The sequence below is a fragment of the Mycobacterium sp. NGS26 genome (assembly GCF_059813025.1).
Map to the genome: position 1 here is coordinate 524,423 of NZ_JCALDU010000002.1, position 21,789 is coordinate 546,211.

Sequence of the window (21,789 nt, forward strand, 5' to 3'; positions counted from 1 at the left end):
AAGGAGGTCAAGGAAAAACCATGTCTCGCATGGGTGCCGCGGGGGATGCCGCCACCGGCAGGGAATTGATGTCCGCGGCCGACGTGGGTCGCACCATTTCGCGCATCGCGCATCAGATCATCGAAAAGACCGCGCTGGACGCGCCCGACGCGCCGCGGGTGGTGCTGCTGGGCATCCCGACCCGCGGCGTGATCCTGGCCAAGCGCCTGGCCACCAACATCGGCGAATACAGCGGCGTCGAGGTCGGCCACGGCGCCCTGGACATCACGCTGTACCGCGACGACCTGATGCAAAAGCCGCCCCGGCCGCTGGAGGCCACGTCGATCCCGGCGGGCGGCATCGACGACGCGCTGGTGATCCTCGTCGACGACGTGCTGTACTCCGGGCGCTCGGTGCGCTCCGCGCTGGACGCGCTGCGCGACGTCGGGCGGCCGCGGGCGGTGCAGCTGGCGGTGCTCGTCGACCGCGGCCACCGCGAATTGCCGTTGCGCGCCGACTATGTCGGCAAGAACGTGCCCACCTCGCGCAGCGAAAGCGTGCTCGTGCACCTGTCCGAGCAGGACGGCCGCGACGGCGTGGTGATATCGCGATGACCCGCCACCTGCTGACCGCCGGCGACCTGAGCCGCGACGATGCCACCGCGATCCTCGACGACGCGGACCGGTTCGCGCAGGCCCTGGTGGGCCGCGAGATCAAGAAGCTGCCGACCCTGCGCGGCCGCACCGTGATCACGATGTTCTACGAGAACTCGACCCGCACCCGGGTGTCGTTCGAGGTGGCCGGGAAGTGGATGAGCGCCGACGTGATCAACGTGAGCGCGGCCGGATCGTCGGTGGGCAAGGGGGAGTCGCTGCGCGACACGGCGCTGACGCTGCGCGCGGCCGGCGCCGACGCGCTGATCATCCGGCACCCGGCATCCGGCGCCGCGCACCTGCTGGCCGACTGGACCGCGCCGCCCGACGGCGCCGAGGAGGCGGTCGGCCCGTCGGTCATCAACGCCGGCGACGGCACCCACGAGCACCCGACGCAGGCGCTGCTGGACGCGCTGACCATCCGGCAGCGGCTCGGCGGCATCGAGGGCCGGCGCATCGTGATCGTCGGCGACATCCTGCACAGCCGGGTCGCGCGCTCCAACGTGGTGCTGCTCGACACCCTGGGCGCCGAGGTGGTGCTGGTGGCGCCGCCGACGCTGCTGCCGGTCGGGGTCGACGGCTGGCCGGCCACCGTCTCCTACGACTTCGACGCCGAGCTGCCCGCCGCCGACGCGGTGCTGATGCTCCGCGTGCAGGCCGAGCGGATGAACGGTGGCTTCTTCCCGTCGGTGCGCGAGTACTCGGTTCGCTACGGGCTTTCCGATCGGCGTCAGGCGATGCTGCCCGGCCATGCCGTGGTGCTGCACCCCGGGCCGATGGTGCGCGGCATGGAGATCGCTTCCTCGGTGGCCGACTCGTCGCAATCGGCTGTGCTGCAGCAGGTCTCGAATGGGGTGCATGTGCGGATGGCCGTGTTGTTCCACGTGCTGGTGGGGACCGAGGAGATCGCGGCATGAGCGTACTGATCCGCGGCGTGCGTCTCTACGGTGAGGGCGACCGGGTCGACGTCCTGGTCGACGACGGGCAGATCACCGAAATCGGCGCGGGGCTCGCGGTTCCGGAACTCGCCGACGTCATCGACGCCACGGGCCAGGTGTTGCTGCCCGGGCTGGTCGACCTGCACACCCACCTGCGCGAGCCCGGCCGCGAATACGCCGAGGACATCGAAACCGGCTCGGCGGCAGCGGCTCTGGGCGGCTACACGGCGGTGTTCGCGATGGCCAACACCAATCCGGTCGCCGACAGCCCGGTGGTCACCGACCATGTCTGGCACCGGGGGCAGCAGGTCGGCCTGGTCGACGTGCATCCCGTCGGCGCGGTCACGGTCGGGCTGGCCGGGGCCGAGCTCACCGAGATGGGCATGATGGCCGACGGTGCCGCGCAGGTGCGCATGTTCTCCGACGACGGCGTCTGCGTGCACGACCCGCTGATCATGCGGCGCGCCCTGGAGTACGCCACCGGCCTGGGGGTGCTGATCGCCCAGCACGCCGAGGAGCCGCGGCTCACGGTCGGCGCCGTCGCGCACGAGGGGCCGATGGCCGCCAGGCTGGGACTCGCGGGATGGCCGCGGTCGGCCGAGGAGGCGATCGTGGCCCGCGACGCGCTGCTGGCCCGCGACGCCGGCGCCCGGGTGCACATCTGCCACGCCTCCACCGCGGGCACCGTCGAGATCCTGAAATGGGCCAAGGACCAAGGCATTTCGATCACCGCCGAGGTCACCCCGCATCACCTGTTGCTCGACGACGCCAGGCTGGCCAGCTACGACGGGGTGAACCGGGTCAACCCGCCGTTGCGCGAGGCCGCCGACGCCGTCGCGTTGCGCCGCGCACTGGCCGACGGGGTGATCGACTGCGTGGCCACCGACCACGCCCCGCACGCCGAGCACGAAAAGTGTGTCGAGTTCTCCGCCGCGCGCCCCGGCATGCTGGGGCTGCAGACGGCCCTGTCGGTGGTGGCGCAAACCATGGTGGAGCCCGGGCTGTTGACGTGGCGCGACGTCGCGCGGGTGATGAGCGAGAACCCGGCGCGCATCGTCGGGTTGCCCGACCACGGCCGGCCGCTCGAGGTGGGTGAGCCGGCCAACCTGACCGTCGTCGACCCGGACGCCACCTGGACGGTCGCCGGGCCGGACCTGGCCAGCCGGTCGGCCAACACGCCGTACGAGTCGATGACCTTGCCCGCCACCGTGACCGCGACGCTGCTGCGCGGGAAGATCACGGCCCGGGACGGGAAGAGTCCGGCATGAATTCCGGAACGCTGGTGGGGTCGCTGATCTTCGCGGCCGTGCTGGTGGTGGTGATCGCCGTGGTGATCCAGCTGATGATGCGATCCTGGCGGCGTCGCGCGCAGCGGCAGGAGGAGGTGATCGGCGAGTTGCCCGAGATGCCCGACCAGGTGGGCACCGCGAGCGTCACGACGCGCGGCCTCTACTGCGGCTGCACCACGGCGCCGGCCTGGAACGAGCGGGTACTGGCCGGCGACCTCGGCTATCGCAGCAAGGCGGTGCTCACCCGGTATCCCGAGGGGATATTGCTGGAACGGGTTCGGGCCAAACCGATTTGGATTCCCCGCGAGTCGATCCTCGCCATCCGCATGGAGCGCGGCATCGCGGGCAAGGTCGTGGCGCGCATCGGGATACTGGTGATCCGGTGGCGGCTGCCGTCCGGCGTCGAGATCGACACCGGGTTTCGGGCGAACCATCGCGACGAATACGCCGACTGGCTCGAGGAGGCCGCGTGACCAAGGCTCTGCTGGTCCTCGAGGACGGCCGCGTGTTCACCGGGACGCCGTTCGGCAAGATCGGCCAAACACTCGGGGAGGCCGTGTTTTCCACCGGCATGTCCGGCTATCAGGAAACGCTCACCGACCCCAGCTATCACCGGCAGATCGTGGTGGCCACCGCGCCCCAGATCGGCAACACCGGCTGGAACGATGAGGACGCCGAGAGCCGCGGCGACAAGATCTGGGTCGCCGGCTACGCGGTGCGCGACCCGTCGCCGCTGGCCTCCAACTGGCGCGCCACCGGGACGCTGGAGGACGAGCTGATCCGCCAGAACATCGTCGGGATCGCCGGCATCGACACCCGGGCGGTGGTGCGGCATCTGCGCAGCCGCGGGTCGATGAAGGCCGGGGTGTTCTCCGGTGATGCCCTCGCCGAGCCGGGCGAGTTGCTGGAGCGGGTGCGGGCCCAGCAGTCGATGCTGGGCGCCGATCTGGCCGGTGAGGTCAGCACCGGCGACACCTACATCGTCGAACCCGAAGGGCCGCAGCGATTTACGGTGGCCGCCCTGGACCTCGGCATCAAGACCAACACCCCGCGCAACTTCGCCCGCCGCGGCATCCGCAGCCATGTGCTGCCCGCGTCGGCGACCTTCGAGCAGATCGCCGACATCAAGCCGGACGGTGTGTTCCTGTCCAACGGGCCCGGCGACCCGGCCACCGCCGACCACGTCGTCGAGCTCACCCGTGAGGTGATCGGCGCCGGAATCCCGCTGTTCGGAATCTGTTTCGGCAACCAGATCCTCGGCCGGGCGCTGGGCCTGTCCACCTACAAGATGGTGTTCGGTCACCGCGGGATCAACATCCCCGTCATCGACCACGCCACCGGGCGGGTCGCGGTGACCGCGCAGAACCACGGCTTCGCGCTGGAGGGCGAGGCGGGCCAGACCTTCGACACGCCGTTCGGCACGGCGATCGTCAGTCACACCTGCGCCAACGACGGCGTGGTCGAGGGTGTCAAACTCGTTGACGGGAAGGCGTTCTCGGTGCAATACCACCCGGAGGCCGCGGCCGGCCCGCACGACGCGGAGTACCTCTTCGATGCTTTTGTCGAACTCATGGCAGGCCCCCGATGACCGCGAGAGTCCCCATTTGCACAGCGACACGCCGTAATAGCTGTACATTTGGGCGCGCTCGCGCAGGGAAAGGGGGGCGCTAGTGCCGCGGCGGCAAGACCTCAACCACGTGCTGGTGATCGGCTCGGGGCCGATCGTGATCGGGCAGGCCTGCGAGTTCGACTACTCCGGCACCCAGGCCTGCCGGGTGCTGCGCGCCGAGGGGCTGCAGGTCAGTCTGGTCAACTCCAACCCGGCGACCATCATGACCGACCCGGAGTTCGCCGACCACACCTATGTCGAGCCCATCACGCCCGCGTTCGTCGAGCGGGTGATCGCCCAGCAGGCCGAGCGGGGCAACAAGATCGACGCGCTGCTGGCCACCCTCGGCGGGCAGACCGCGCTCAACACCGCGGTCGCGCTGTACGAGAACGGCGCGCTGGAGCGCTACGGCGTCGAGCTCATCGGCGCGGACTTCGACGCGATCCAGCGTGGCGAGGACCGGCAGCGGTTCAAGGACATCGTCGCCAAGGTCGGCGGTGAATCCGCCCGCAGCCGAGTCTGTTTCACCATGGACGAGGTGCGCGAGACCGTCGAGGAGGTAGGCCTGCCGGTCGTGGTGCGGCCCAGCTTCACCATGGGCGGCCTGGGTTCGGGCATGGCGCATTCCGCCGACGAGGTCGACCGGATGGCCGGCGCCGGCCTGGCCGCGAGCCCGAGCGCCAACGTGCTGATCGAGGAATCGATCTACGGCTGGAAGGAATTCGAGCTCGAGCTGATGCGCGACGGCCACGACAACGTGGTGGTGGTGTGCTCCATCGAGAACGTCGACCCGATGGGCGTGCACACCGGCGACTCGGTCACCGTCGCGCCGGCCATGACCCTGACCGACCGGGAATACCAGCGGATGCGCGACCTGGGCATCGCGATCCTGCGCGAGGTCGGGGTGGACACCGGCGGCTGCAACATCCAGTTCGCGGTGAACCCCAAAGACGGCCGGCTGATCGTCGTCGAGATGAACCCGCGGGTGTCGCGGTCCAGCGCGCTGGCGTCCAAGGCCACCGGCTTCCCGATCGCCAAGATCGCCGCCAAGCTGGCCATCGGCTACACCCTCGACGAGATCGTCAACGACATCACCAAGGAGACGCCGGCCTGCTTCGAGCCCACGCTGGACTACGTCGTGGTCAAGGCGCCGCGGTTCGCCTTCGAGAAGTTCCCCGGCGCCGACCCCACCCTGACCACCACGATGAAATCCGTCGGGGAGGCAATGTCGCTGGGCCGCAACTTCATCGAGGCGCTCGGCAAGGTGATGCGGTCACTGGAAACCAGCCGCGCCGGCTTCTGGACGAAACCCGACCCCGACGGAACGGTCGACGACGTGCTGACCCGCCTGCAAACCCCCACCGAGGGCCGGCTCTACGACATCGAACTGGCGCTGCGGCTGGGCGCGCCGATCGAAAAGGTGTCCGAGGCCAGCGGCGTCGACCCGTGGTTCGTCGCGCAGATCGGCGAGCTGGGCAAGCTGCGCGCCGAGCTGGTCGCCGCCCCGGTGCTCGACACCGACCTGCTGCGGCGGGCCAAGCACAGCGGGCTGTCCGACCGCCAGATCGCGGCGCTGCGACCGGAATTGGCCGGCGAGAACGGGGTGCGGTCGCTGCGCGAGCGCCTGAACATCCACCCGGTGTACAAGACGGTGGACACCTGCGCGGCGGAGTTCGAGGCCAAGACGCCCTACCACTACAGCAGCTACGAACTCGACCCGGCCGCCGAGACGGAGGTTGCCCCGCAGACCGACAAGCCCAAGGTGCTGATCCTGGGCTCCGGGCCGAACCGGATCGGGCAGGGCATCGAATTCGACTACAGCTGCGTGCACGCGGCAACCACGTTGAGCCAGGCGGGTTTTGAAACCGTGATGGTCAACTGCAACCCGGAGACCGTGTCCACCGACTACGACACCGCCGACCGGCTGTACTTCGAGCCGCTGACCTTCGAGGACGTCCTCGAGGTGTTTCGGGCCGAGACCCAGTCCGCGGCCGGCGGCCCCGGCGTGGCGGGGGTCATCGTGCAACTCGGCGGCCAGACCCCGCTCGGGTTGGCGCAGCGCCTCGCCGACGCCGGGGTCCCCATCGTGGGCACCCCGCCGGAGGCGATCGACCTGGCCGAGGACCGCGGCGCCTTCGGGGACGTGCTGGCAACCGCCGGGCTGCCCGCGCCGAAGTACGGCATGGCAACGACTTTCGCGCAGGCCCGCCGCATCGCCGAGGAGATCGGCTACCCGGTGCTGGTGCGGCCCTCCTACGTGCTGGGCGGTCGCGGCATGGAGATCGTCTACGACGACGAGACGCTGCAGGGCTACATCACCCGCGCCACCGAGCTCTCGCCTGAGCACCCGGTGCTCGTCGACCGCTTCCTGGAGGACGCGGTGGAGATCGACGTCGACGCGCTGTGCGACGGCACCGAGGTGTATATCGGCGGCATCATGGAGCACATCGAGGAGGCCGGCATCCACTCCGGGGACTCGGCGTGCGCGTTGCCGCCGGTGACCCTGGGCCGCAGCGACATCGAGAAGGTCAGGCGCGCAACGGAAGCCATCGCGCACGGCATCGGCGTGGTGGGTCTGCTCAACGTGCAATACGCCCTCAAGGACGACGTGCTCTACGTCCTGGAGGCCAACCCGCGCGCCAGCCGCACCGTCCCGTTCGTGTCCAAGGCCACCGCGATCCCCCTGGCCAAGGCGTGCGCCCGGATCATGTTGGGCGCCACCATTTCTCAGCTTCGCGGGGAGGGCATGCTGGCAACCGACGGGGACGGCGCCCACGCCGCCCTGGACGCGCCGATCGCGGTCAAGGAGGCGGTGCTGCCGTTTCACCGGTTCCGCCGCGCCGACGGGGCGGCCATCGATTCGCTGCTCGGCCCGGAGATGAAGTCGACCGGCGAGGTGATGGGGATCGACCGCGACTTCGGCAGCGCCTTCGCCAAGAGCCAGACCGCCGCCTACGGGTCGCTGCCGGCCGAGGGCACCGTGTTCGTGTCGGTCGCCAACCGCGACAAGCGCTCGCTGGTGTTTCCCGTCAAGCGGCTGGCCGACCTGGGCTTCCGCGTGCTTGCCACCGAGGGCACCGCGGAGATGTTGCGCCGCAACGGGATTCCCTGCGACGAGGTTCGCAAACACTTCGAGCCGCCGGACCCCAAACGCCCCGCGGCGTCCGCGGTCGACGCCATCAAGGCCGGCGAGGTCGACATGGTGATCAACACCCCCTACGGCAACTCCGGCCCGCGCATCGACGGATACGAAATCCGCTCGGCCGCGGTGGCCGTCAACATCCCCTGCGTCACGACGGTGCAGGGCGCCTCGGCCGCCGTGCAGGGCATCGAGGCGGGGATCCGCGGCGACATCGGGGTGCGATCGCTGCAGGAGCTGCACAGCGTCATCGGCCCGGCCGGTAAAGCCCCGTGACCGGGTTCGGTGCCCGGCTGGCCGCGGCGAAGGCGAGCCGCGGGCCGCTGTGCCTGGGCATCGACCCGCACCCCGAGCTGCTGCGGGCCTGGGACCTGCCCACCACCGCCGACGGGCTGGCCGCGTTCTGCGATACCTGCGTCGAGGCGTACTCCGGGTTCGCCGTCGTCAAGCCGCAGGTGGCGTTCTTCGAGGCCTACGGCGCCGCCGGATTCGCGGTGCTGGAACGCACCATCGAGGCGCTGCGCTCGGCGGGGGTGCTGGTGCTGGCCGACGCCAAGCGCGGCGACATCGGGTCGACGATGGCGGCCTACGCCGCGGCGTGGGCGGGCGACTCGCCGCTGGCCGCCGACGCCGTGACCGCCTCGCCGTACCTGGGCTTCGGCTCGCTGCGGCCGCTGCTGGAGGCCGCCGCGGCCAACGACCGCGGCGTGTTCGTGCTGGCGGCGACCTCCAACCCGGAGGGCGGGACCGTGCAGCGGGCCACCTTCGACGGCCGGACCGTCGCGCAGCTGATCGTCGACCAGGCGGCGGTGGTCAACCGGTCCGCCACGCCGTCGGGGCCGGGCTACGTGGGCGTGGTCCTGGGCGCGACGGTCTTCGAGGCGCCCGACGTCAGCGAGCTGGGCGGCCCGGTGCTGGTGCCCGGCGTCGGGGTGCAGGGCGGGCGGCCCGAGGCGCTCGGCGGCCTGGGCGGGGCGGCGCCGGGCCAGCTGCTGCCCGCGGTGGCGCGCGAGGTGCTGCGGGCCGGACCGAGCGTGTCGGACCTGCGGGCGGCGGGCGAACGGATGCTGGACGCCGTCGCGTACCTGGCCGCGCCGTAGGCCGGCTTTTGCACCTGGGCGCCGAGCGTGGGCTCTACGTACGGGAACGGCGCAAATTTCGTCCATAGGGCCCACGCTCGACGCGCCGTAGGCGGAGTTCAGTCCGACGCCACCGCGGTGCTGGGCCGGGCGGTTTCGACGATGACGGTGGTGGCCTTGACGACGGCCACCGCGACGCTGCCGGGCCGCAGCTTCAACTCCTCCGCTGCGGCGGTGCTCATCAGCGACACGACGGTGAAGGGACCACACTGCATCTCGACCTGGGTCATCACCTTGTCGCTGGTGACCTTGGTGACCAGGCCGACGAACCGGTTGCGGGCGGAGCTGCCGATGCTGAGCGGGTCCGGCGGTGGGGCGGGCGAGTTGGCCTGGGCGAACTCGGCGAGGTCCTCGCTGGCGATTACCTTGCGGCCGGCCGCGTCCAGGCCCACCGCCAGCGTGCCGTGGTTGATCCATCGCCGGACCGTGTCGTCGCTGACTCCCAGTAGCTCAGCCGCCTGACGGATCCGCAGACTCGGCACGGCTCGATGGTAGCCGATGCACCGGCGGCGAAGCCGCCGAAACCGGCCACGAATTTGTTTGCTGGAGCCGTGCCCGCAAAGGACGGGACAAACGCGGTCGCAGCCCACAAACCCGGCGAAGAACCGCGGCGCCGACGCCGCCTCGCGCCCGGGATCGCGACCGCGCGCCCAGGCGGGTTCGGGCGCGCGCGGCGAGGCACGCGGCGGCGACGGCGACGGCCGGGCAGCGCGTGAAATCCCCGATGTCCACCCCGGGCGGGGCCCCCCGGCGGGCCGAAACGCCGCCGAAACCGCCGCCGCGGCGCTGCCGAACTGCCGCTGACGGCGGCGCGACACGCGCGACACGCCACGACAAAATTGCGTGATCCGCGGCACCGGGTCCGCCGGAAGTCCGCGGCGCCGACTGTCGGGCCGGTCGATGCGCGGTGCGGCGCCGCGGCGGCGGGGCAAAACCGCAGGTAGACGGGCTGTTCCGGGGTGACGCGGGGCGCGGGTCGGCCCCGGAAAAGCGCGCTGTCCAGCCGCTTTCGGGGACCCTCCGCGGAGCGCCGGCGGGGCCCACCCGGCGGGTCGACCTGGCCATTTATCGCCGTAACCAGGGGGGTCGGGTTAGATTTCGTCAGGAACCGTGAGTACGGTCGTCTCCGCTGGCTGAACTACCCGGCGAAGACACAAAAGATCGATAGCGATCGAATATTGATCAGATACGGAGGAATCGTGGCCCTTCCCCAGTTGACCGACGAGCAGCGCGCGGCCGCGTTGGAGAAGGCTGCTGCCGCACGTCGTGCCCGAGCAGAGCTCAAGGACCGGCTGAAGCGCGGTGGCACCACCCTTACCCAGGTGCTCAAGGACGCCGAGACCAACGAGGTTCTGGGCAAGATGAAGGTTTCCGCTCTGCTGGAGGCTTTGCCGAAGGTGGGCAAGGTCAAGGCGCAGGAAATCATGACCGAGCTGGAAATCGCGCCGACCCGACGGCTGCGCGGTCTCGGCGACCGTCAGCGCAAGGCCCTGCTGGAAAAGTTCGGCTCCTAACCCAGCCGGACGATGCAGGCCGCATGGCCTGTGCGGGCACCGACCCGGGAGCGCCGATGAGCGCGAGCGGGGGACCGGACGTCAAGCGCGGGGCACGTCCCGAGCCCACCGGCAACGGACGTGTGGTCGTGCTGTCCGGTCCCTCCGCGGTCGGTAAGTCGACGGTGGTCCGGTGCCTGCGGGAACGGATTCCGGACCTGCATTTCAGCGTCTCGGCCACGACGCGGGCGCCGCGGCCCGGCGAAATCGACGGCGTCGACTACCACTTCGTCAGCCCCGCCCGCTTCCAGGAACTCATCGATCAGGGCGCCCTGCTGGAGTGGGCCGAGATCCACGGCGGGCTGCACAGGTCGGGCACCCTGGCCGAGCCGGTGCGGGCGGCCGCCGCGGCCGGGCATCCGGTGCTCATCGAGGTCGACCTGGCCGGGGCCCGGGCGGTCAAGAAGGCGATGCCCGAGGCCGTCACCGTGTTCCTGGCGCCGCCCAGCTGGGAGGACCTGAAGGCCAGGCTCGTGGGCCGGGGCACCGAAACGCCCGAGGTGATACAGCGCCGCCTGGACACCGCCCGCGTCGAGCTGGCGGCCCAAGACGACTTCGACGAGGTCGTGGTCAACAGTCGATTGGAGTCTGCGTGCGCGGAATTGGTATCCTTGCTGGTGGCAACCGCGCCTGGTCCGGATTGACTCGCCTGGTCAGAGCGGACCCACACGAGCATCGAGTTTCCAGCCGTTTTCACCGCTCATCAACCACCGAGCCGCCAGGAGATTTTCTTAAGTGAGCACCTCGCAGTCCGACGCGTCGCTTGCCGCCGTCCCCGACCAGTTCGATCCGTCGTCGGGCGGACAGGGCGCCTACGACACCCCGCTGGGCATCACCAACCCGCCCATCGATGAACTGCTGGACCGCGTCTCGAGCAAGTACGCGCTGGTGATCTACGCCGCCAAGCGGGCCCGCCAGATCAACGACTACTACAACCAGCTCGGCGAGGGCATCCTCGAATACGTCGGGCCGCTGGTCGAGCCGGGCCTGCAGGAGAAGCCGCTGTCCATCGCCCTGCGCGAGATCCACGCCGACCTGCTCGAACACACCGAGGGCGAGTAACGGGCCGGGCGGGCGCGCTGTGGACAGCAAGCGGATCGTCGTCGGCGTCTCCGGCGGCATCGCCGCCTACAAGGCGTGCACCGTCGTTCGTCAGCTCGCCGAGGCCGGCCATGAGGTCCGCGTCATCCCCACCGAGTCCGCGTTGCGCTTCGTCGGGGCGGCCACGTTCGAGGCGCTTTCGGGCCGGCCGGTGCACACCGGCGTCTTCTCCGACGTTCCCGAGGTGCCGCACGTTCGGCTGGGTCAGCAGGCCGACCTGGTCGTCGTGGCGCCCGCCACCGCCGACCTGCTGGCCCGGGCCGTGCACGGGCGCGCCGACGACCTGCTGACCGCGACCCTGCTCACGGCCCGGTGTCCGGTGCTGTTCGCACCGGCGATGCACACCGAGATGTGGTTACACCCGGCCACCGTCGACAATGTGGCCACTTTGCGCCGCCGCGGGGCTGTCGTGCTGGAACCCGCCTCCGGGCGTCTCACCGGCACGGACAGCGGCGCCGGACGCCTGCCCGAGGCCGAGGAGATCACCACCCTCGCCCACCTGCTGCTGGAGCGCCACGACGCGCTGCCCTACGACCTGGCCGGCTGCAAGCTGCTGGTGACCGCCGGCGGCACCCGCGAGCCGATCGACCCGGTCCGCTTCGTCGGCAACCGCAGCTCCGGCAAGCAGGGCTACGCCGTCGCCCGCGTCGCCGCCCAGCGCGGCGCCGAGGTCACGCTGATCGCCGGGCACACCGCCGGGCTCATCGACCCCGCCGGGGTCGACGTCGTCCACGTCAGCTCGGCGCAGCAGCTGGGCGACGCAGTGTCCAAGCACGCCCCCGCCGCCGACGTGCTGGTGATGGCGGCGGCGGTGGCCGACTTCCGGCCCGCGCAGGTTGCCGCCGCCAAGATCAAAAAGGGGCCGGCCGACCCGCCCACGATCGAACTGGTGCGCAACGACGACGTGCTGGCCGGCGCGGTGCGGGCCCGCGCGCACGGGGAGCTGCCCAACATGCGGGCCATCGTGGGGTTCGCCGCCGAGACCGGCGACTCACAGGGCGACGTGCTATTCCACGCGCGGGAGAAGCTACAGCGCAAGGGCTGTGACCTGTTGGTGGTCAACGCCGTCGGGGAGGGCAGGGCCTTCGAGGTGGACAGCAACGACGGCTGGCTGCTGGCGTCCGACGGGACCGAGTCGGCGCTGCAGCACGGCTCCAAGACTTTGATGGCCAGCCGTATCGTTGATGCGATCGTCGCGTTCCTGCACCACACGGGGTAGCGATGCGGCCGTATGCGCCCGACCCGGCCGGGCCAGCCGGAAACGTTTAAAATAATTTGTCTAACTAACTGATGTGGACCGGAAGGATGACAGAGTGAGCGAGAAGGGTCGGCTGTTTACCAGTGAGTCGGTGACCGAGGGACATCCCGACAAGATCTGTGACGCCATCAGCGACTCGGTCCTCGACGCGCTCCTGGCGGAGGACCCCCGCTCACGTGTCGCGGTCGAGACGCTGGTGACCACCGGGCAGGTGCACGTCGTGGGCGAGGTGACGACGACGGCGAAGGAGGCGTTCGCGGATATCACCAACACCGTGCGGGCGCGCATCCTGGACATCGGCTACGACTCGTCGGACAAGGGCTTCGACGGCCTGACGTGCGGGGTGAACATCGGCATCGGCGCGCAGTCGCCCGACATCGCGCAGGGCGTCGACACCGCCTACGAGGCGCGCGTCGAGGGCGAGCAGGACCCGCTGGACACCCAGGGCGCCGGCGACCAGGGCCTGATGTTCGGCTACGCGATCGCCGACACCCCGGAGCTGATGCCGCTTCCCATCGCGCTGGCCCACCGGCTGTCGCGCAAGCTGAGCGAGGTCCGCAAGAACGGGACGCTGCCCTACCTGCGTCCCGACGGCAAGACCCAGGTCACCATCGAATACGAGGACGACGTTCCGGTGCGCCTGGACACCGTCGTCGTCTCCACCCAGCACGCGGCCGACATCGACCTGGAGAAGACGCTGGACCCCGACATCCGCCGGCACGTGCTCAAGACCGTGCTCGACGAGCTCGCCCACGAGACCCTGGACGCGTCGTCGACCCGGGTGCTGGTCAACCCGACCGGCAAGTTCGTCCTCGGCGGTCCGATGGGCGACGCGGGCCTGACCGGGCGCAAGATCATCGTCGACACCTACGGCGGCTGGGCCCGCCACGGCGGCGGCGCGTTCTCCGGCAAGGATCCGTCCAAGGTGGACCGCTCGGCGGCGTACGCGATGCGCTGGGTGGCCAAGAACATCGTCGCCGCGGGGCTGGCGGAGCGGGTCGAGGTGCAGGTGGCCTACGCGATCGGCAAGGCCGCCCCGGTCGGGCTGTTCATCGAGACGTTCGGCACCGCGATCGTCGACCCGGTCAAGATCGAGAAGATCGTGCCCGAGGTGTTCGATCTGCGGCCCGGGGCGATCATCCGCGACCTGGACCTGCTGCGCCCGATCTACGCGCAGACCGCGGCCTACGGGCACTTCGGCCGGACCGACATCGAGCTGCCGTGGGAGCAGCTCAACATGGTCGATGAGCTCAAGCGCGCGATTTAGGTTGCGCTCGCGCTAAGCGGTGAACCGGTAGTCGTCGAGGTCGAAAAACCTGCTGCGCCAATAGGTTTGCAGCGTGGTGGCCGGGCGCAGCGGCACGTCGCCGTTCTTGTCGAAGTAGTAGCTGTTGGCCAGCCGGCAGCTGTCCTGCCAGAAGATCTGCCGGTGCCGCTTGCGCATCATCTCGGCGAAGTAGCGGTCGTTGGCCTCCTCGGTGACCTCGACACGCGTCGCGCCCCGGCGCCGGGCTTGCCTCAGGCACCGCACGATGTGATGGGTCTGCGTCTCGATCAGCGCGAAATACGACGACCCGACGTAGCCGTAGGGCCCGAACACGGTGAACATGTTGGGGAAACCGGGAACGCTGACACCCTCGTAGGCCTGCAGGCGATGCTCGTCCCAGAAGCGGCTCAGCGACTCACCGCCGCTTCCGGTGACCGCGAAGGTCGGGACGTTGTCGGTGTCCATCACCTTGAAGCCGGTCGCCAGGATCAGCACATCGATCTCGTGGTTCTCGCCGTCGGTGGTGGCCACCGCGGACGGCGTGACCTTGTCGATGGGTTCGGTCACCAGCCGCACGTTGTCCCGGTTGAACGTGGCCAGATACGTGTTGTGGAAGCCCGGCCGCTTGCAGCCCACGGCGTAGCGCGGGGTGAGTTGCTCGCGCACCGTCGGGTCGTGCACCTGCTGACGCAGGTAGCGCAGCCCGGCCCGCTCCATCCTCTTGGCCACCGGAAACACGGTGAAGTATTGCACCGCGATCGGGAAGGTCACCTCGACGAAGGCCTGGGTGATCAGCCGCTGCACGAGCTTGCCGCCGGGGATGCGCATCGCCGCGCGCATCGGCGCCGGCAGCGGCACGTCCAGCTTCGGGAAGCACCAGATCGGGGTGCGCTGAAAGACGGTGAGCTGCTTGACAATCGGGGCGATCTCGGGGATCACCTGGACGGCCGACGCGCCGGTGCCGATGACGGCGACGCGCTTGCCGGCGAGGTCCTGGGTGTGGTCCCAGCGCGCGGTGTGCATGGTAATGCCGGCGAAGGAGTCCACGCCGTCGATGTCGGGCAGGTTCGGCACCGTCAGCACGCCGCTGGCGCTGATCAAGAACCGGGCGGTGAGTTCGCCGCCGGGGTCGGTCTGCACCCGCCACAGCGAGAGCTCGTCGTCGAACTCGGCGGAAAGCACCTTGGTGTCGAACCGGATCCGCGACCGGAGGCCGTACTTGTCGACGCAGTGTTCGGCGTAGGCCTTCAGCTCGCGGCCGGGCGCGTAGGTTCGCGACCAGCGCGGGCTCTGTTCGAAGGAGAACTGGTACGAGAAGGACGGAATGTCCACGGCGATACCGGGATAGGTGTTCCAGTGCCAGGTGCCGCCCACGCCGTCGCCCGCCTCGACGATGAGGTAGTTGGACAGTCCCGCCTTGTCGAGCTTGATCGCCGCGCCGATCCCGGAGAATCCGGCGCCGACGATCAGGGTGTCGTAGTCGGGGTTCATCTGCGCGGCTTTCCGATCACGTGCACCCCGTTCTTCGGCCGTAGGGTCAGCGTTGTCCCGAGGTCCACAGGATAGCGCGGCGCTTAGGGGTGCAGCGCCTTCTTCAGCGCCGCCAGCCCGCGGCTGGTGGCGTCGGCGGCCGCGGGGATCGCGAGGGCGAAGCTGGCGTAACCGTGCACCAGCGTCGGCTCGTTGCTCAGCTCGACGGGCACGCCCGCGGCGTTGAGCAGCTCGGCGTAGCGGGCGCCGTCGTCGCGCAGCGGATCGTGTTCGGCGGTCCCGATGTAGGCGGGCGGCAGCCCGGAGTGGTCCTCGGCGTTGGCGGGGGCCAGGGTGACCGGCAGCGCGGTGGGATCGGCGATGTCGATGTCGGGCAGGTACCAGCTCAGGAAGGCGTCGATGACGTCGCGGTCCAGGATCGGCGCGTCGGCGTTCTCGATGAACGACGGGAGCGACAGGTCGGCGGTGACCACCGGGTACCACAGCAGCTGGAACGCCAGCTCGGGCCCGGCGTTGTCGCGGGCCAGGTGCGTCACGACCGCGGCCAGGTTGCCGCCCGCCGAGTCGCCGGCGACCGCGATCCGGTCCGGGTCGCCGCCCAGCTCCTCGGCGTGCTCGGCGACCCATTGCAGCGCGGCCCAGGAGTCGTCGACGGCGGCGGGGAACGGGTGCTCCGGGGCGAGCCGGTAGTCGACGGACACCACGATGGCCCGGGCGCCGGCGGCGTGCGCGCGGGCGACCGGCTCGTGGGTGTCCAGGTCGCCCAGCGCGAAGCCGCCGCCGTGATAGAAGACGACGACGGGCGAGGGTGAATCGGCGTCGGGCGGCCAGTAGATGCGGACGGGGATGTCGGCGAGCTCGCCGTGACGGATCGTGCGCTGCTCGACCCGCATGTCCGGCAGCAGTTCCGGGGGCACCTGGAGCTGCTTGAGGCGCGCGCGGGCGACCTCGACGCCGTCGGCCGCGGTGAACGTCAACGGGAAGGTGTCGAGCAACGCCTTGAACGTCGGATCGATGCCTGGTCGGGCGAGGGTCGGGTCGATCATGGCTACACCGTACCCGCGGGCCTACCGGTGCAGCGCACGCCGCAGCGCCGCCAGCCCGCGGTCCAGCCCGGCCGTGGCCGCGGGCACCACACCCGCGTAGCCGAGGTAGCCGTGCACCAGCGTCTCGGCGTTGTGCACCTCGACGGGCACGCCGGCCGCGGCCAGCAGCTCGCCGTAGGCGATGCCGTCGTCGCGCAGCGGGTCGTGGCCGGCGACGCCGATGTAGGCCGGCGCCAGGCCGGTCAGGTTCTTCGCCCGCCCCGGCGCCAGCCCCGGCGGCGGGTCGGACGGGTCGAGTTCGCCCGCGTACCAACGGGAGAACGACGCGACGGCCCGCACGTCGAGGATCGGCGCCGCGGCGTTCTCGGCGAACGACGGCAGCGACGGGTCCCACATCGTGGACGGATACCACAGCAGCTGAAACACCAACGCCGGCCCCGCCGTATCGCGATCGTCGCGGGCGCGTTGGGCCGTCACCGCCGCGATCGTTCCCCCCGCCGAGTCGCCGGCCACGGCCATCCGGGCGGTGTCGGCGCCGAGCTCGGCGCCGTGGCCGGCGACCCAAAGCGTTGCGGCCCAAGCGTCTTCGACCGCGGCGGGGTAGGGGTGCTCGGGCGCCAGCCGGTAGTCCACCGACACCACGATCGCGTCGGCGCCCACCGCGTGCTGGCGGCACGACCCGTCGTGGGTGTCGAGGTCGCCGATGACAAAACCGCCGCCGTGGAAATACACGACGACGGGATGCGGGCCGCCTTCGGGATCGGTTGGTGGCCAATAGATCCGGATGCCGATGGGGCCCGCCGGTCCGTCGATGGTCCGGTCCTCGACGCGCAGTTCGGGGTGCACGGGCCGGCGCGGCAGGCGGCGGAAGCGCTGCCGCGCAGCGTGGACGCCGTCGTCGGCGGATAGCCGGAACGGAACCGCATCCAGTACCTTCGTCAGGATGGGGTCGATCGCAGGGGCTTTCCTGTCCAAGTTGGGCATGGAGGTACCGTACGCATCCCGCCTGGTGCTGGGGGCTTGGGTGGTGGCGGGCTGGGCGGGGCTGGCCTACGGCGTCTACCTGACGGTGATCGCGTTGCGCTCGCCGCCCGGGGCCGAGCTGACCGGGCATTGGGTCCTGCAGCCGCCGTTCAAGGCGTCGATGGCGTTGCTGCTGACCGCCGCCGCGGTCGCGCACGCGATAGTCCGCGAGCGCCGCTGGTTGATGCCGGCGCTGCTGTTGTCGGCCGTCGGCGACTGGCTGCTGGCAATCCCTTGGTGGGCGCAGTCATTCGTGCTCGGGCTGGGCGCGTTCCTGCTGGCGCACCTGTGCTTTCTGGGTGTGCTGCTCCCGCTGGCGACCCGGCACGCCCCGTCGCGCCCGCGCGCCGGCGCCGCCGTCGTGACGGTGCTGGCGACGGCGTCGCTGCTGGCCTGGTTCTGGCCGCACCTGGGCCACGACAAGATCGCGGTGACGGCCTACATCGTCGTGCTGACCGCGATGGTGTGCACGGCGCTGCTGGCGGAGCTGCCGACGATCTGGACCGCCGTCGGGGCGCTGTGTTTCGCGGCGTCGGACGCGATGATCGCGATCGGCCGGTTCATCCTGGGCAACGAGGCGCTGGCGGTGCCGATCTGGTGGTCGTATGCCGCGGCCCAGATCCTGATCACGGCCGGCTTCTTCTTCGGGCGGCCCGAACTCGCCGAAGCCCCCGAGGACATTGAAAGCCAAGGCTAGCAACATATTTCGCGAGGCACCGTGACCGGTAACCCGCGCACACCCGTCATAGAGCCCATCGCCAGGGTGCTGCCGATGCTGTCGGTGCCGCACCTGGATCGCGAATTCGACTACCTGGTGTCGGCCGAGCAGTCTGACGACGCCCAGCCCGGGGTGCGGGTGCGGGTGCGGTTCCACGGCCGGCTGGTCGACGGGTTTGTGCTGGAGCGCCGCAACGACACCGACCACACCGGCAAGCTGGGTTGGCTTGACCGGGTCGTGTCGCCCGAGCCGGTGCTCACCGCCGAGATCCGCCGGCTGGTCGACGCGGTGGCGGCGCGGTACGCCGGCACGCGGCCGGACGTGCTGCGCCTGGCGGTGCCGGCCAGGCACGCCAGGGTGGAGCGCGAAGAAGCGGCGGCGGCGCTGGACCCGGCGCCGCCGGGCCCCGTCGACCCGTCGGGCTGGGAGCTCTACGGCCGCGGCGGGCAGTTCCTGGCCGCCCTGACCGAGTCGCGCGCCGCGCGCGCGGTCTGGCAGGCGCTGCCCGGCGAGTCGTGGGCGGACCGGTTCGCCGAGGCCGCCGCCCAAACCATCCGCGCCGGGCGCAGCGTGCTGGCGATCGTGCCCGATCAGCGCGACCTGGACGCGCTGTGGCGGTCCGCGACGGCCCGGATCGACGAACGCGGGGTGGTCGCGCTGTCCGCGGGCCTGGGACCCGCCGCGCGCTACCGGCGCTGGCTCGCCGCGCTGCGCGGTCGCGCCCGGCTGGTGATCGGCACCCGCAGCGCGGTGTTCGCGCCGCTGCCCGACCTGGGCCTGGTCATGATCTGGGCCGACGCCGACGACAGCCTCGCCGAGCCGCGGGCCCCGTATCCGCACGCCCGGGAGGTGGCGATGCTGCGCGCGCATCAGGCGCGGTGCGCGGCGCTGATCGGCGGCTACGCCCGCACCGCCGAGGCGCAGGCGCTGGTGCGCGGCGGATGGGCGCACGACATCGTGGCGGCGCGGCCGGTGGTGCGCGCCCGCACCCCGCGGGTGGTGGCCCTGGACGACACCGGCTATGCCGACGAACGCGACCCGGCGGCGCGCACCGCGCGGATCCCCTCCATCGCGCTGCGCGCCGCCCGCGCGTCGCTGCAGGCCGGGGCGCCGGTGCTCGTTCAGGTGCCGCGGCGCGGATACGTGCCCTCGCTGGCCTGCGGACGCTGCCGCACCATCGCCCGGTGCCGGCACTGCACCGGTCCGCTGGCGCTGCAGGACGGCGCCGGCCAAGGGCCGGCAATGGCCGCCGTCTGCCGCTGGTGTGGCCGCGCCGAACCCGCGCTGCGCTGCGCGCGGTGCGGATCCGACACGGTGCGGGCCGTGGTGGTGGGCGCGCGGCGCACCGCCGAGGAGCTGGGCCGCGCGTTCGCCGGCACGCCGGTCATCACGTCGGCCGGCGACGCCGTCGTGGCGGAGGTCGCGGCGCGCCCCGCCCTGGTCGTTGCCACCCCGGGCGCCGAACCCGTCGCGCCGGGCGGGTACGGGGCGGCGCTGCTGCTGGACACCTGGGCGCTGCTGGGCCGGCAGGATCTGCGCGCGGCCGAGGACGCGCTGTGGCGCTGGATGAGCGCGGCCGCGCTGGTGCGCGGCCGCGGCGATGGCGGCGTGGTCACGGTGGTCGCCGAATCGTCAATTCCCACAGTGCAATCGCTGATCCGCTGGGATCCGGTGGGGCATGCGGACGCCGAGTTGACCGCGCGGACGGAGGTCGGCCTGCCGCCCAGCGTGCACATGGCGGCCATCGACGGAACGGCGGGCGCCACGGCGGCGTTGCTGGACGAGGTCGAGCTACCCGACGGGGCCGAGCTGCTGGGTCCGGTGGACCTGCCGCCGGGGGTGCGCCGTCCGGCCGGCAGTCCCGCCGGTGCGGCGGTGACCCGGATGCTGGTGCGGGTGCCCCGGGAGCAGGGCCTGGCGCTGGCGGCGAGCCTGCGGCGCGCCGTCGGGGTGCTCAGCGCGCGGCAAACCCACGAGCCGGTGCGGGTGCAGATGGACCCGCTGCACATCGGCTAATCCCGGGCGGTCTGGCGCTTGCCCCGCAACGCATCTCATGGGCGACCGATGGCGACAGTGTGCGTAGGCAATAATCCATGCTTACGATATTGGACGCTGTTACATTCTTGTCTTTGGCTTTTCTTTGGCCCGCACGGCCCGGAGCGAGGTCCGGGAGAAGGGGGCACGATGGCACCGGACGCGACGGCCGCCGACGAGTCGCTGGACGTGATCACCGATGCGTTGCTGACGGCTTCCCGGCTGCTGGTGGCCATCTCGGCCCGCTCCATCGGGCAGGTCGACGAGACCATCACCATTCCGCAGTTCCGGACGCTGGTCATCCTGTCCAATCGGGGTCCGGTCAACCTGGCCACGCTGGCCGGCCTGCTGGGGGTGCAGCCGTCGGCCACCGGGCGGATGGTGGATCGGCTCGTCGCCGCCGGGCTGATCGACCGCCTGCCACACCCCACGTCGCGGCGCGAGTTGCTCGCCGCGCTGACCAAGCGCGGCCGCGACGTCGTCAGCCGTGTCACCGCCTGCCGGCGCGCCGAAATCGCGACCATCGTGGAGAAGATGCCGCCGCCGGAGCGGCACGGACTGGTGCGGGCGCTGACGGCGTTCACCGCCGCCGGCGGCGAGCCCGACGTCCATCTGGACGTCGACATCTGAGCCGGGTGGGGCTCACCGCCTGTTCGTGACGAGCAGCAGGTACTCCCACTGCATGGTGCCGCCGTCGAGGTATTGTCTTGCGAGCTCGATCAATTGGGCGTCGAGCTCGGCGGTCAGCACCCGATTGTGGCCGATGTTCGCGTAGGCCTCGATGGTGGGGCCGTAGTGCTTCTTGAAGTAGTCGTGCACGGCCTCGGCGGTGTCGAACCGGTGCACCGGCAATGCGCCACGCCTGGTTTCGACGCGGCCGACCCGATCTCCCAGCAGCGCGGCGATGTAGCCCTCGCGCCCCCACAGCGCCGCCGGGGGTACGGCCGGCGACAGGGTGGGCCGATACGGCCTGATGGTGGCCAGCATCCGGCCGAAGAACCCTTCCGCGGTCCAGCTGATCAGCCCGATCGTCCCGCCCGGCCGGCAGACCCGGACCAGCTCGTCGGCCGCGCGCTGATGGTCGGCGGCGAACATCACGCCGATCGCGGAGACCACCGTGTCGAATTCCCCGTCGCCGAACGGCAGGGCCTGCGCGTTGGCCTCCCGGTAGTCCAGCGTCAATCCCTGGGCTTCCGCCCGCGCCCGGGACCGCTCCAGCAGCTCCGGCGTGAGGTCGGTGGAGACGACGTCGGCGCCCGCCCCGGCGGCGGGAAGCGAGATGTTGCCCGAGCCGGCCGCCACGTCCAGCACCCGGACGCCCGGCCCAATACCCGTGGCGGACACCAGGATTGGGCCGAGTGGTGCCATCACCTCCTCGGCCATCAGGGCGTAGTCGCCCAGCGCCCACGTGGTGCGGTGCGTGGCGGCCACGGTGTGGTCGCCTCCGATGGCGGTGTCCAGAGTCATCAGACCTCCTAGGGGTGCAGGGCCGCCCGAATGTGCCCATTGGAAATAGTATGCATGATCAATAGTGTGGGCGCCACTCGGCCGC

At 71.0% G+C, this 21,789-nt stretch carries 20 protein-coding genes; 15 read left to right on the plus strand and 5 right to left on the minus strand.

Annotated features, from left to right (window positions below):
* The first annotated feature begins 29 nt into the window (after positions 1 to 29).
* The 7 genes from pyrR (at position 30) to pyrF (ending at position 8,707) form a co-directional block, all read left to right on the plus strand.
* On the plus strand, positions 30 to 593 hold the full coding sequence (gene pyrR / locus AC5Y6X_RS08755) for a bifunctional pyr operon transcriptional regulator/uracil phosphoribosyltransferase PyrR (RefSeq protein ID WP_499986480.1): 564 nt from the start codon (positions 30 to 32) through the stop codon (positions 591 to 593).
* Positions 590 to 1,549: an aspartate carbamoyltransferase catalytic subunit gene (locus tag AC5Y6X_RS08760; RefSeq protein WP_499985885.1), complete on the plus strand. Its 960-nt coding sequence runs from the start codon at positions 590 to 592 to the stop codon at positions 1,547 to 1,549. The genes pyrR and AC5Y6X_RS08760 overlap by 4 nt, the downstream gene beginning before the upstream one ends.
* A complete protein-coding gene (locus AC5Y6X_RS08765; RefSeq protein WP_499985886.1) occupies positions 1,546 to 2,838 on the plus strand; it encodes a dihydroorotase in 1,293 nt (430 codons plus the stop codon). Before AC5Y6X_RS08760 ends, AC5Y6X_RS08765 begins: the two co-directional genes overlap by 4 nt.
* The gene (locus AC5Y6X_RS08770) at positions 2,835 to 3,332 is read left to right on the plus strand and encodes a PH-like domain-containing protein (protein WP_499985888.1); all 498 of its coding nucleotides are present in this window, start codon (positions 2,835 to 2,837) and stop codon (positions 3,330 to 3,332) included. The genes AC5Y6X_RS08765 and AC5Y6X_RS08770 overlap by 4 nt, the downstream gene beginning before the upstream one ends.
* Entirely contained in the window at positions 3,329 to 4,447 is a 1,119-nt protein-coding gene (carA, locus tag AC5Y6X_RS08775) for a glutamine-hydrolyzing carbamoyl-phosphate synthase small subunit (RefSeq protein ID WP_499985889.1), read from the plus strand. Before AC5Y6X_RS08770 ends, carA begins: the two co-directional genes overlap by 4 nt.
* Before the next feature lie 82 nt (positions 4,448 to 4,529).
* On the plus strand, positions 4,530 to 7,883 hold the full coding sequence (gene carB / locus AC5Y6X_RS08780) for a carbamoyl-phosphate synthase large subunit (protein ID WP_499985890.1): 3,354 nt from the start codon (positions 4,530 to 4,532) through the stop codon (positions 7,881 to 7,883).
* Positions 7,880 to 8,707: an orotidine-5'-phosphate decarboxylase gene (gene pyrF, locus AC5Y6X_RS08785; protein WP_499985891.1), complete on the plus strand. Its 828-nt coding sequence runs from the start codon at positions 7,880 to 7,882 to the stop codon at positions 8,705 to 8,707. The genes carB and pyrF overlap by 4 nt, the downstream gene beginning before the upstream one ends.
* A 98-nt stretch (positions 8,708 to 8,805) precedes the next feature.
* On the opposite strand, the gene AC5Y6X_RS08790 is transcribed toward pyrF, so the two are convergent.
* A complete protein-coding gene (locus tag AC5Y6X_RS08790) occupies positions 8,806 to 9,228 on the minus strand; it encodes a TOBE domain-containing protein (protein WP_499985893.1) in 423 nt (140 codons plus the stop codon).
* Between the two features lie 717 nt (positions 9,229 to 9,945).
* On the opposite strand from AC5Y6X_RS08790, the gene mihF reads away from it, so the two are divergent.
* The 5 genes from mihF (at position 9,946) to metK (ending at position 13,925) form a co-directional block, all read left to right on the plus strand.
* Complete coding sequence (mihF, locus tag AC5Y6X_RS08795) at positions 9,946 to 10,260, plus strand: integration host factor, actinobacterial type (protein WP_324681872.1); 315 nt, start codon at positions 9,946 to 9,948, stop codon at positions 10,258 to 10,260.
* Between the two features lie 56 nt (positions 10,261 to 10,316).
* On the plus strand, positions 10,317 to 10,943 hold the full coding sequence (gmk, locus tag AC5Y6X_RS08800; protein WP_324681874.1) for a guanylate kinase: 627 nt from the start codon (positions 10,317 to 10,319) through the stop codon (positions 10,941 to 10,943).
* A 91-nt stretch (positions 10,944 to 11,034) separates the two neighbouring features.
* Positions 11,035 to 11,361: a DNA-directed RNA polymerase subunit omega gene (rpoZ, locus tag AC5Y6X_RS08805; protein ID WP_499985894.1), complete on the plus strand. Its 327-nt coding sequence runs from the start codon at positions 11,035 to 11,037 to the stop codon at positions 11,359 to 11,361.
* A 19-nt stretch (positions 11,362 to 11,380) separates the two neighbouring features.
* A complete protein-coding gene (coaBC, locus tag AC5Y6X_RS08810; RefSeq protein WP_324681878.1) occupies positions 11,381 to 12,619 on the plus strand; it encodes a bifunctional phosphopantothenoylcysteine decarboxylase/phosphopantothenate--cysteine ligase CoaBC in 1,239 nt (412 codons plus the stop codon).
* Positions 12,620 to 12,713: 94 nt separating this feature from the next.
* The gene (metK, locus tag AC5Y6X_RS08815) at positions 12,714 to 13,925 is read left to right on the plus strand and encodes a methionine adenosyltransferase (protein ID WP_324681880.1); all 1,212 of its coding nucleotides are present in this window, start codon (positions 12,714 to 12,716) and stop codon (positions 13,923 to 13,925) included.
* A gap of 12 nt (positions 13,926 to 13,937) precedes the next feature.
* On the opposite strand, the gene AC5Y6X_RS08820 is transcribed toward metK, so the two are convergent.
* From AC5Y6X_RS08820 to lipI, 3 genes are all read right to left on the minus strand, one after another.
* On the minus strand, positions 13,938 to 15,416 hold the full coding sequence (locus AC5Y6X_RS08820) for a flavin-containing monooxygenase (protein WP_499985896.1): 1,479 nt from the start codon (positions 15,414 to 15,416) through the stop codon (positions 13,938 to 13,940).
* An 83-nt stretch (positions 15,417 to 15,499) separates the two neighbouring features.
* Positions 15,500 to 16,462: an alpha/beta hydrolase gene (locus AC5Y6X_RS08825; RefSeq protein WP_499985897.1), complete on the minus strand. Its 963-nt coding sequence runs from the start codon at positions 16,460 to 16,462 to the stop codon at positions 15,500 to 15,502.
* A gap of 21 nt (positions 16,463 to 16,483) precedes the next feature.
* On the minus strand, positions 16,484 to 17,446 hold the full coding sequence (lipI, locus tag AC5Y6X_RS08830) for an esterase LipI (protein WP_499985899.1): 963 nt from the start codon (positions 17,444 to 17,446) through the stop codon (positions 16,484 to 16,486).
* Here lipI and AC5Y6X_RS08835 point away from each other — a divergent pair.
* The 3 genes from AC5Y6X_RS08835 (at position 17,445) to AC5Y6X_RS08845 (ending at position 20,867) form a co-directional block, all read left to right on the plus strand.
* Positions 17,445 to 18,182 (plus strand): lysoplasmalogenase, encoded by a 738-nt coding sequence (locus AC5Y6X_RS08835; RefSeq protein WP_499986481.1) that lies wholly within the window; start codon positions 17,445 to 17,447, stop codon positions 18,180 to 18,182. The two genes, lipI and AC5Y6X_RS08835, sit on opposite strands and share 2 nt — an antisense overlap.
* Positions 18,183 to 18,257: 75 nt before the next feature.
* A complete protein-coding gene (locus AC5Y6X_RS08840) occupies positions 18,258 to 20,219 on the plus strand; it encodes a primosomal protein N' (RefSeq protein WP_499986482.1) in 1,962 nt (653 codons plus the stop codon).
* Positions 20,220 to 20,387: 168 nt separating this feature from the next.
* Positions 20,388 to 20,867, plus strand: a complete 480-nt coding sequence (locus tag AC5Y6X_RS08845) for a MarR family winged helix-turn-helix transcriptional regulator (RefSeq protein ID WP_499985900.1) — start codon at positions 20,388 to 20,390, stop codon at positions 20,865 to 20,867.
* Positions 20,868 to 20,879: 12 nt separating this feature from the next.
* Here AC5Y6X_RS08845 and AC5Y6X_RS08850 read toward each other — a convergent pair whose 3' ends face one another.
* Positions 20,880 to 21,704, minus strand: a complete 825-nt coding sequence (locus AC5Y6X_RS08850; protein WP_499985902.1) for a class I SAM-dependent methyltransferase — start codon at positions 21,702 to 21,704, stop codon at positions 20,880 to 20,882.
* Positions 21,705 to 21,789: the final 85 nt, after the last annotated feature.

Coding starts and splice junctions, on each gene's coding strand:
- pyrR (WP_499986480.1), top strand. CDS start 30: ATGGGTGCCGCGGGGGATGCCGCCACCGGCAGGGAATTGATGTCCGCG.
- AC5Y6X_RS08760 (WP_499985885.1), top strand. CDS start 590: ATGACCCGCCACCTGCTGACCGCCGGCGACCTGAGCCGCGACGATGCC.
- AC5Y6X_RS08765 (WP_499985886.1), top strand. CDS start 1,546: ATGAGCGTACTGATCCGCGGCGTGCGTCTCTACGGTGAGGGCGACCGG.
- AC5Y6X_RS08770 (WP_499985888.1), top strand. CDS start 2,835: ATGAATTCCGGAACGCTGGTGGGGTCGCTGATCTTCGCGGCCGTGCTG.
- gmk (WP_324681874.1), top strand. CDS start 10,317: ATGAGCGCGAGCGGGGGACCGGACGTCAAGCGCGGGGCACGTCCCGAG.
- AC5Y6X_RS08820 (WP_499985896.1), bottom strand. CDS start 15,416: ATGAACCCCGACTACGACACCCTGATCGTCGGCGCCGGATTCTCCGGG.
- AC5Y6X_RS08825 (WP_499985897.1), bottom strand. CDS start 16,462: ATGATCGACCCGACCCTCGCCCGACCAGGCATCGATCCGACGTTCAAG.
- AC5Y6X_RS08835 (WP_499986481.1), top strand. CDS start 17,445: ATGGAGGTACCGTACGCATCCCGCCTGGTGCTGGGGGCTTGGGTGGTG.
- lipI (WP_499985899.1), bottom strand. CDS start 17,446: ATGCCCAACTTGGACAGGAAAGCCCCTGCGATCGACCCCATCCTGACG.
- AC5Y6X_RS08840 (WP_499986482.1), top strand. CDS start 18,258: ATGCTGTCGGTGCCGCACCTGGATCGCGAATTCGACTACCTGGTGTCG.
- AC5Y6X_RS08845 (WP_499985900.1), top strand. CDS start 20,388: ATGGCACCGGACGCGACGGCCGCCGACGAGTCGCTGGACGTGATCACC.
- AC5Y6X_RS08850 (WP_499985902.1), bottom strand. CDS start 21,704: ATGACTCTGGACACCGCCATCGGAGGCGACCACACCGTGGCCGCCACG.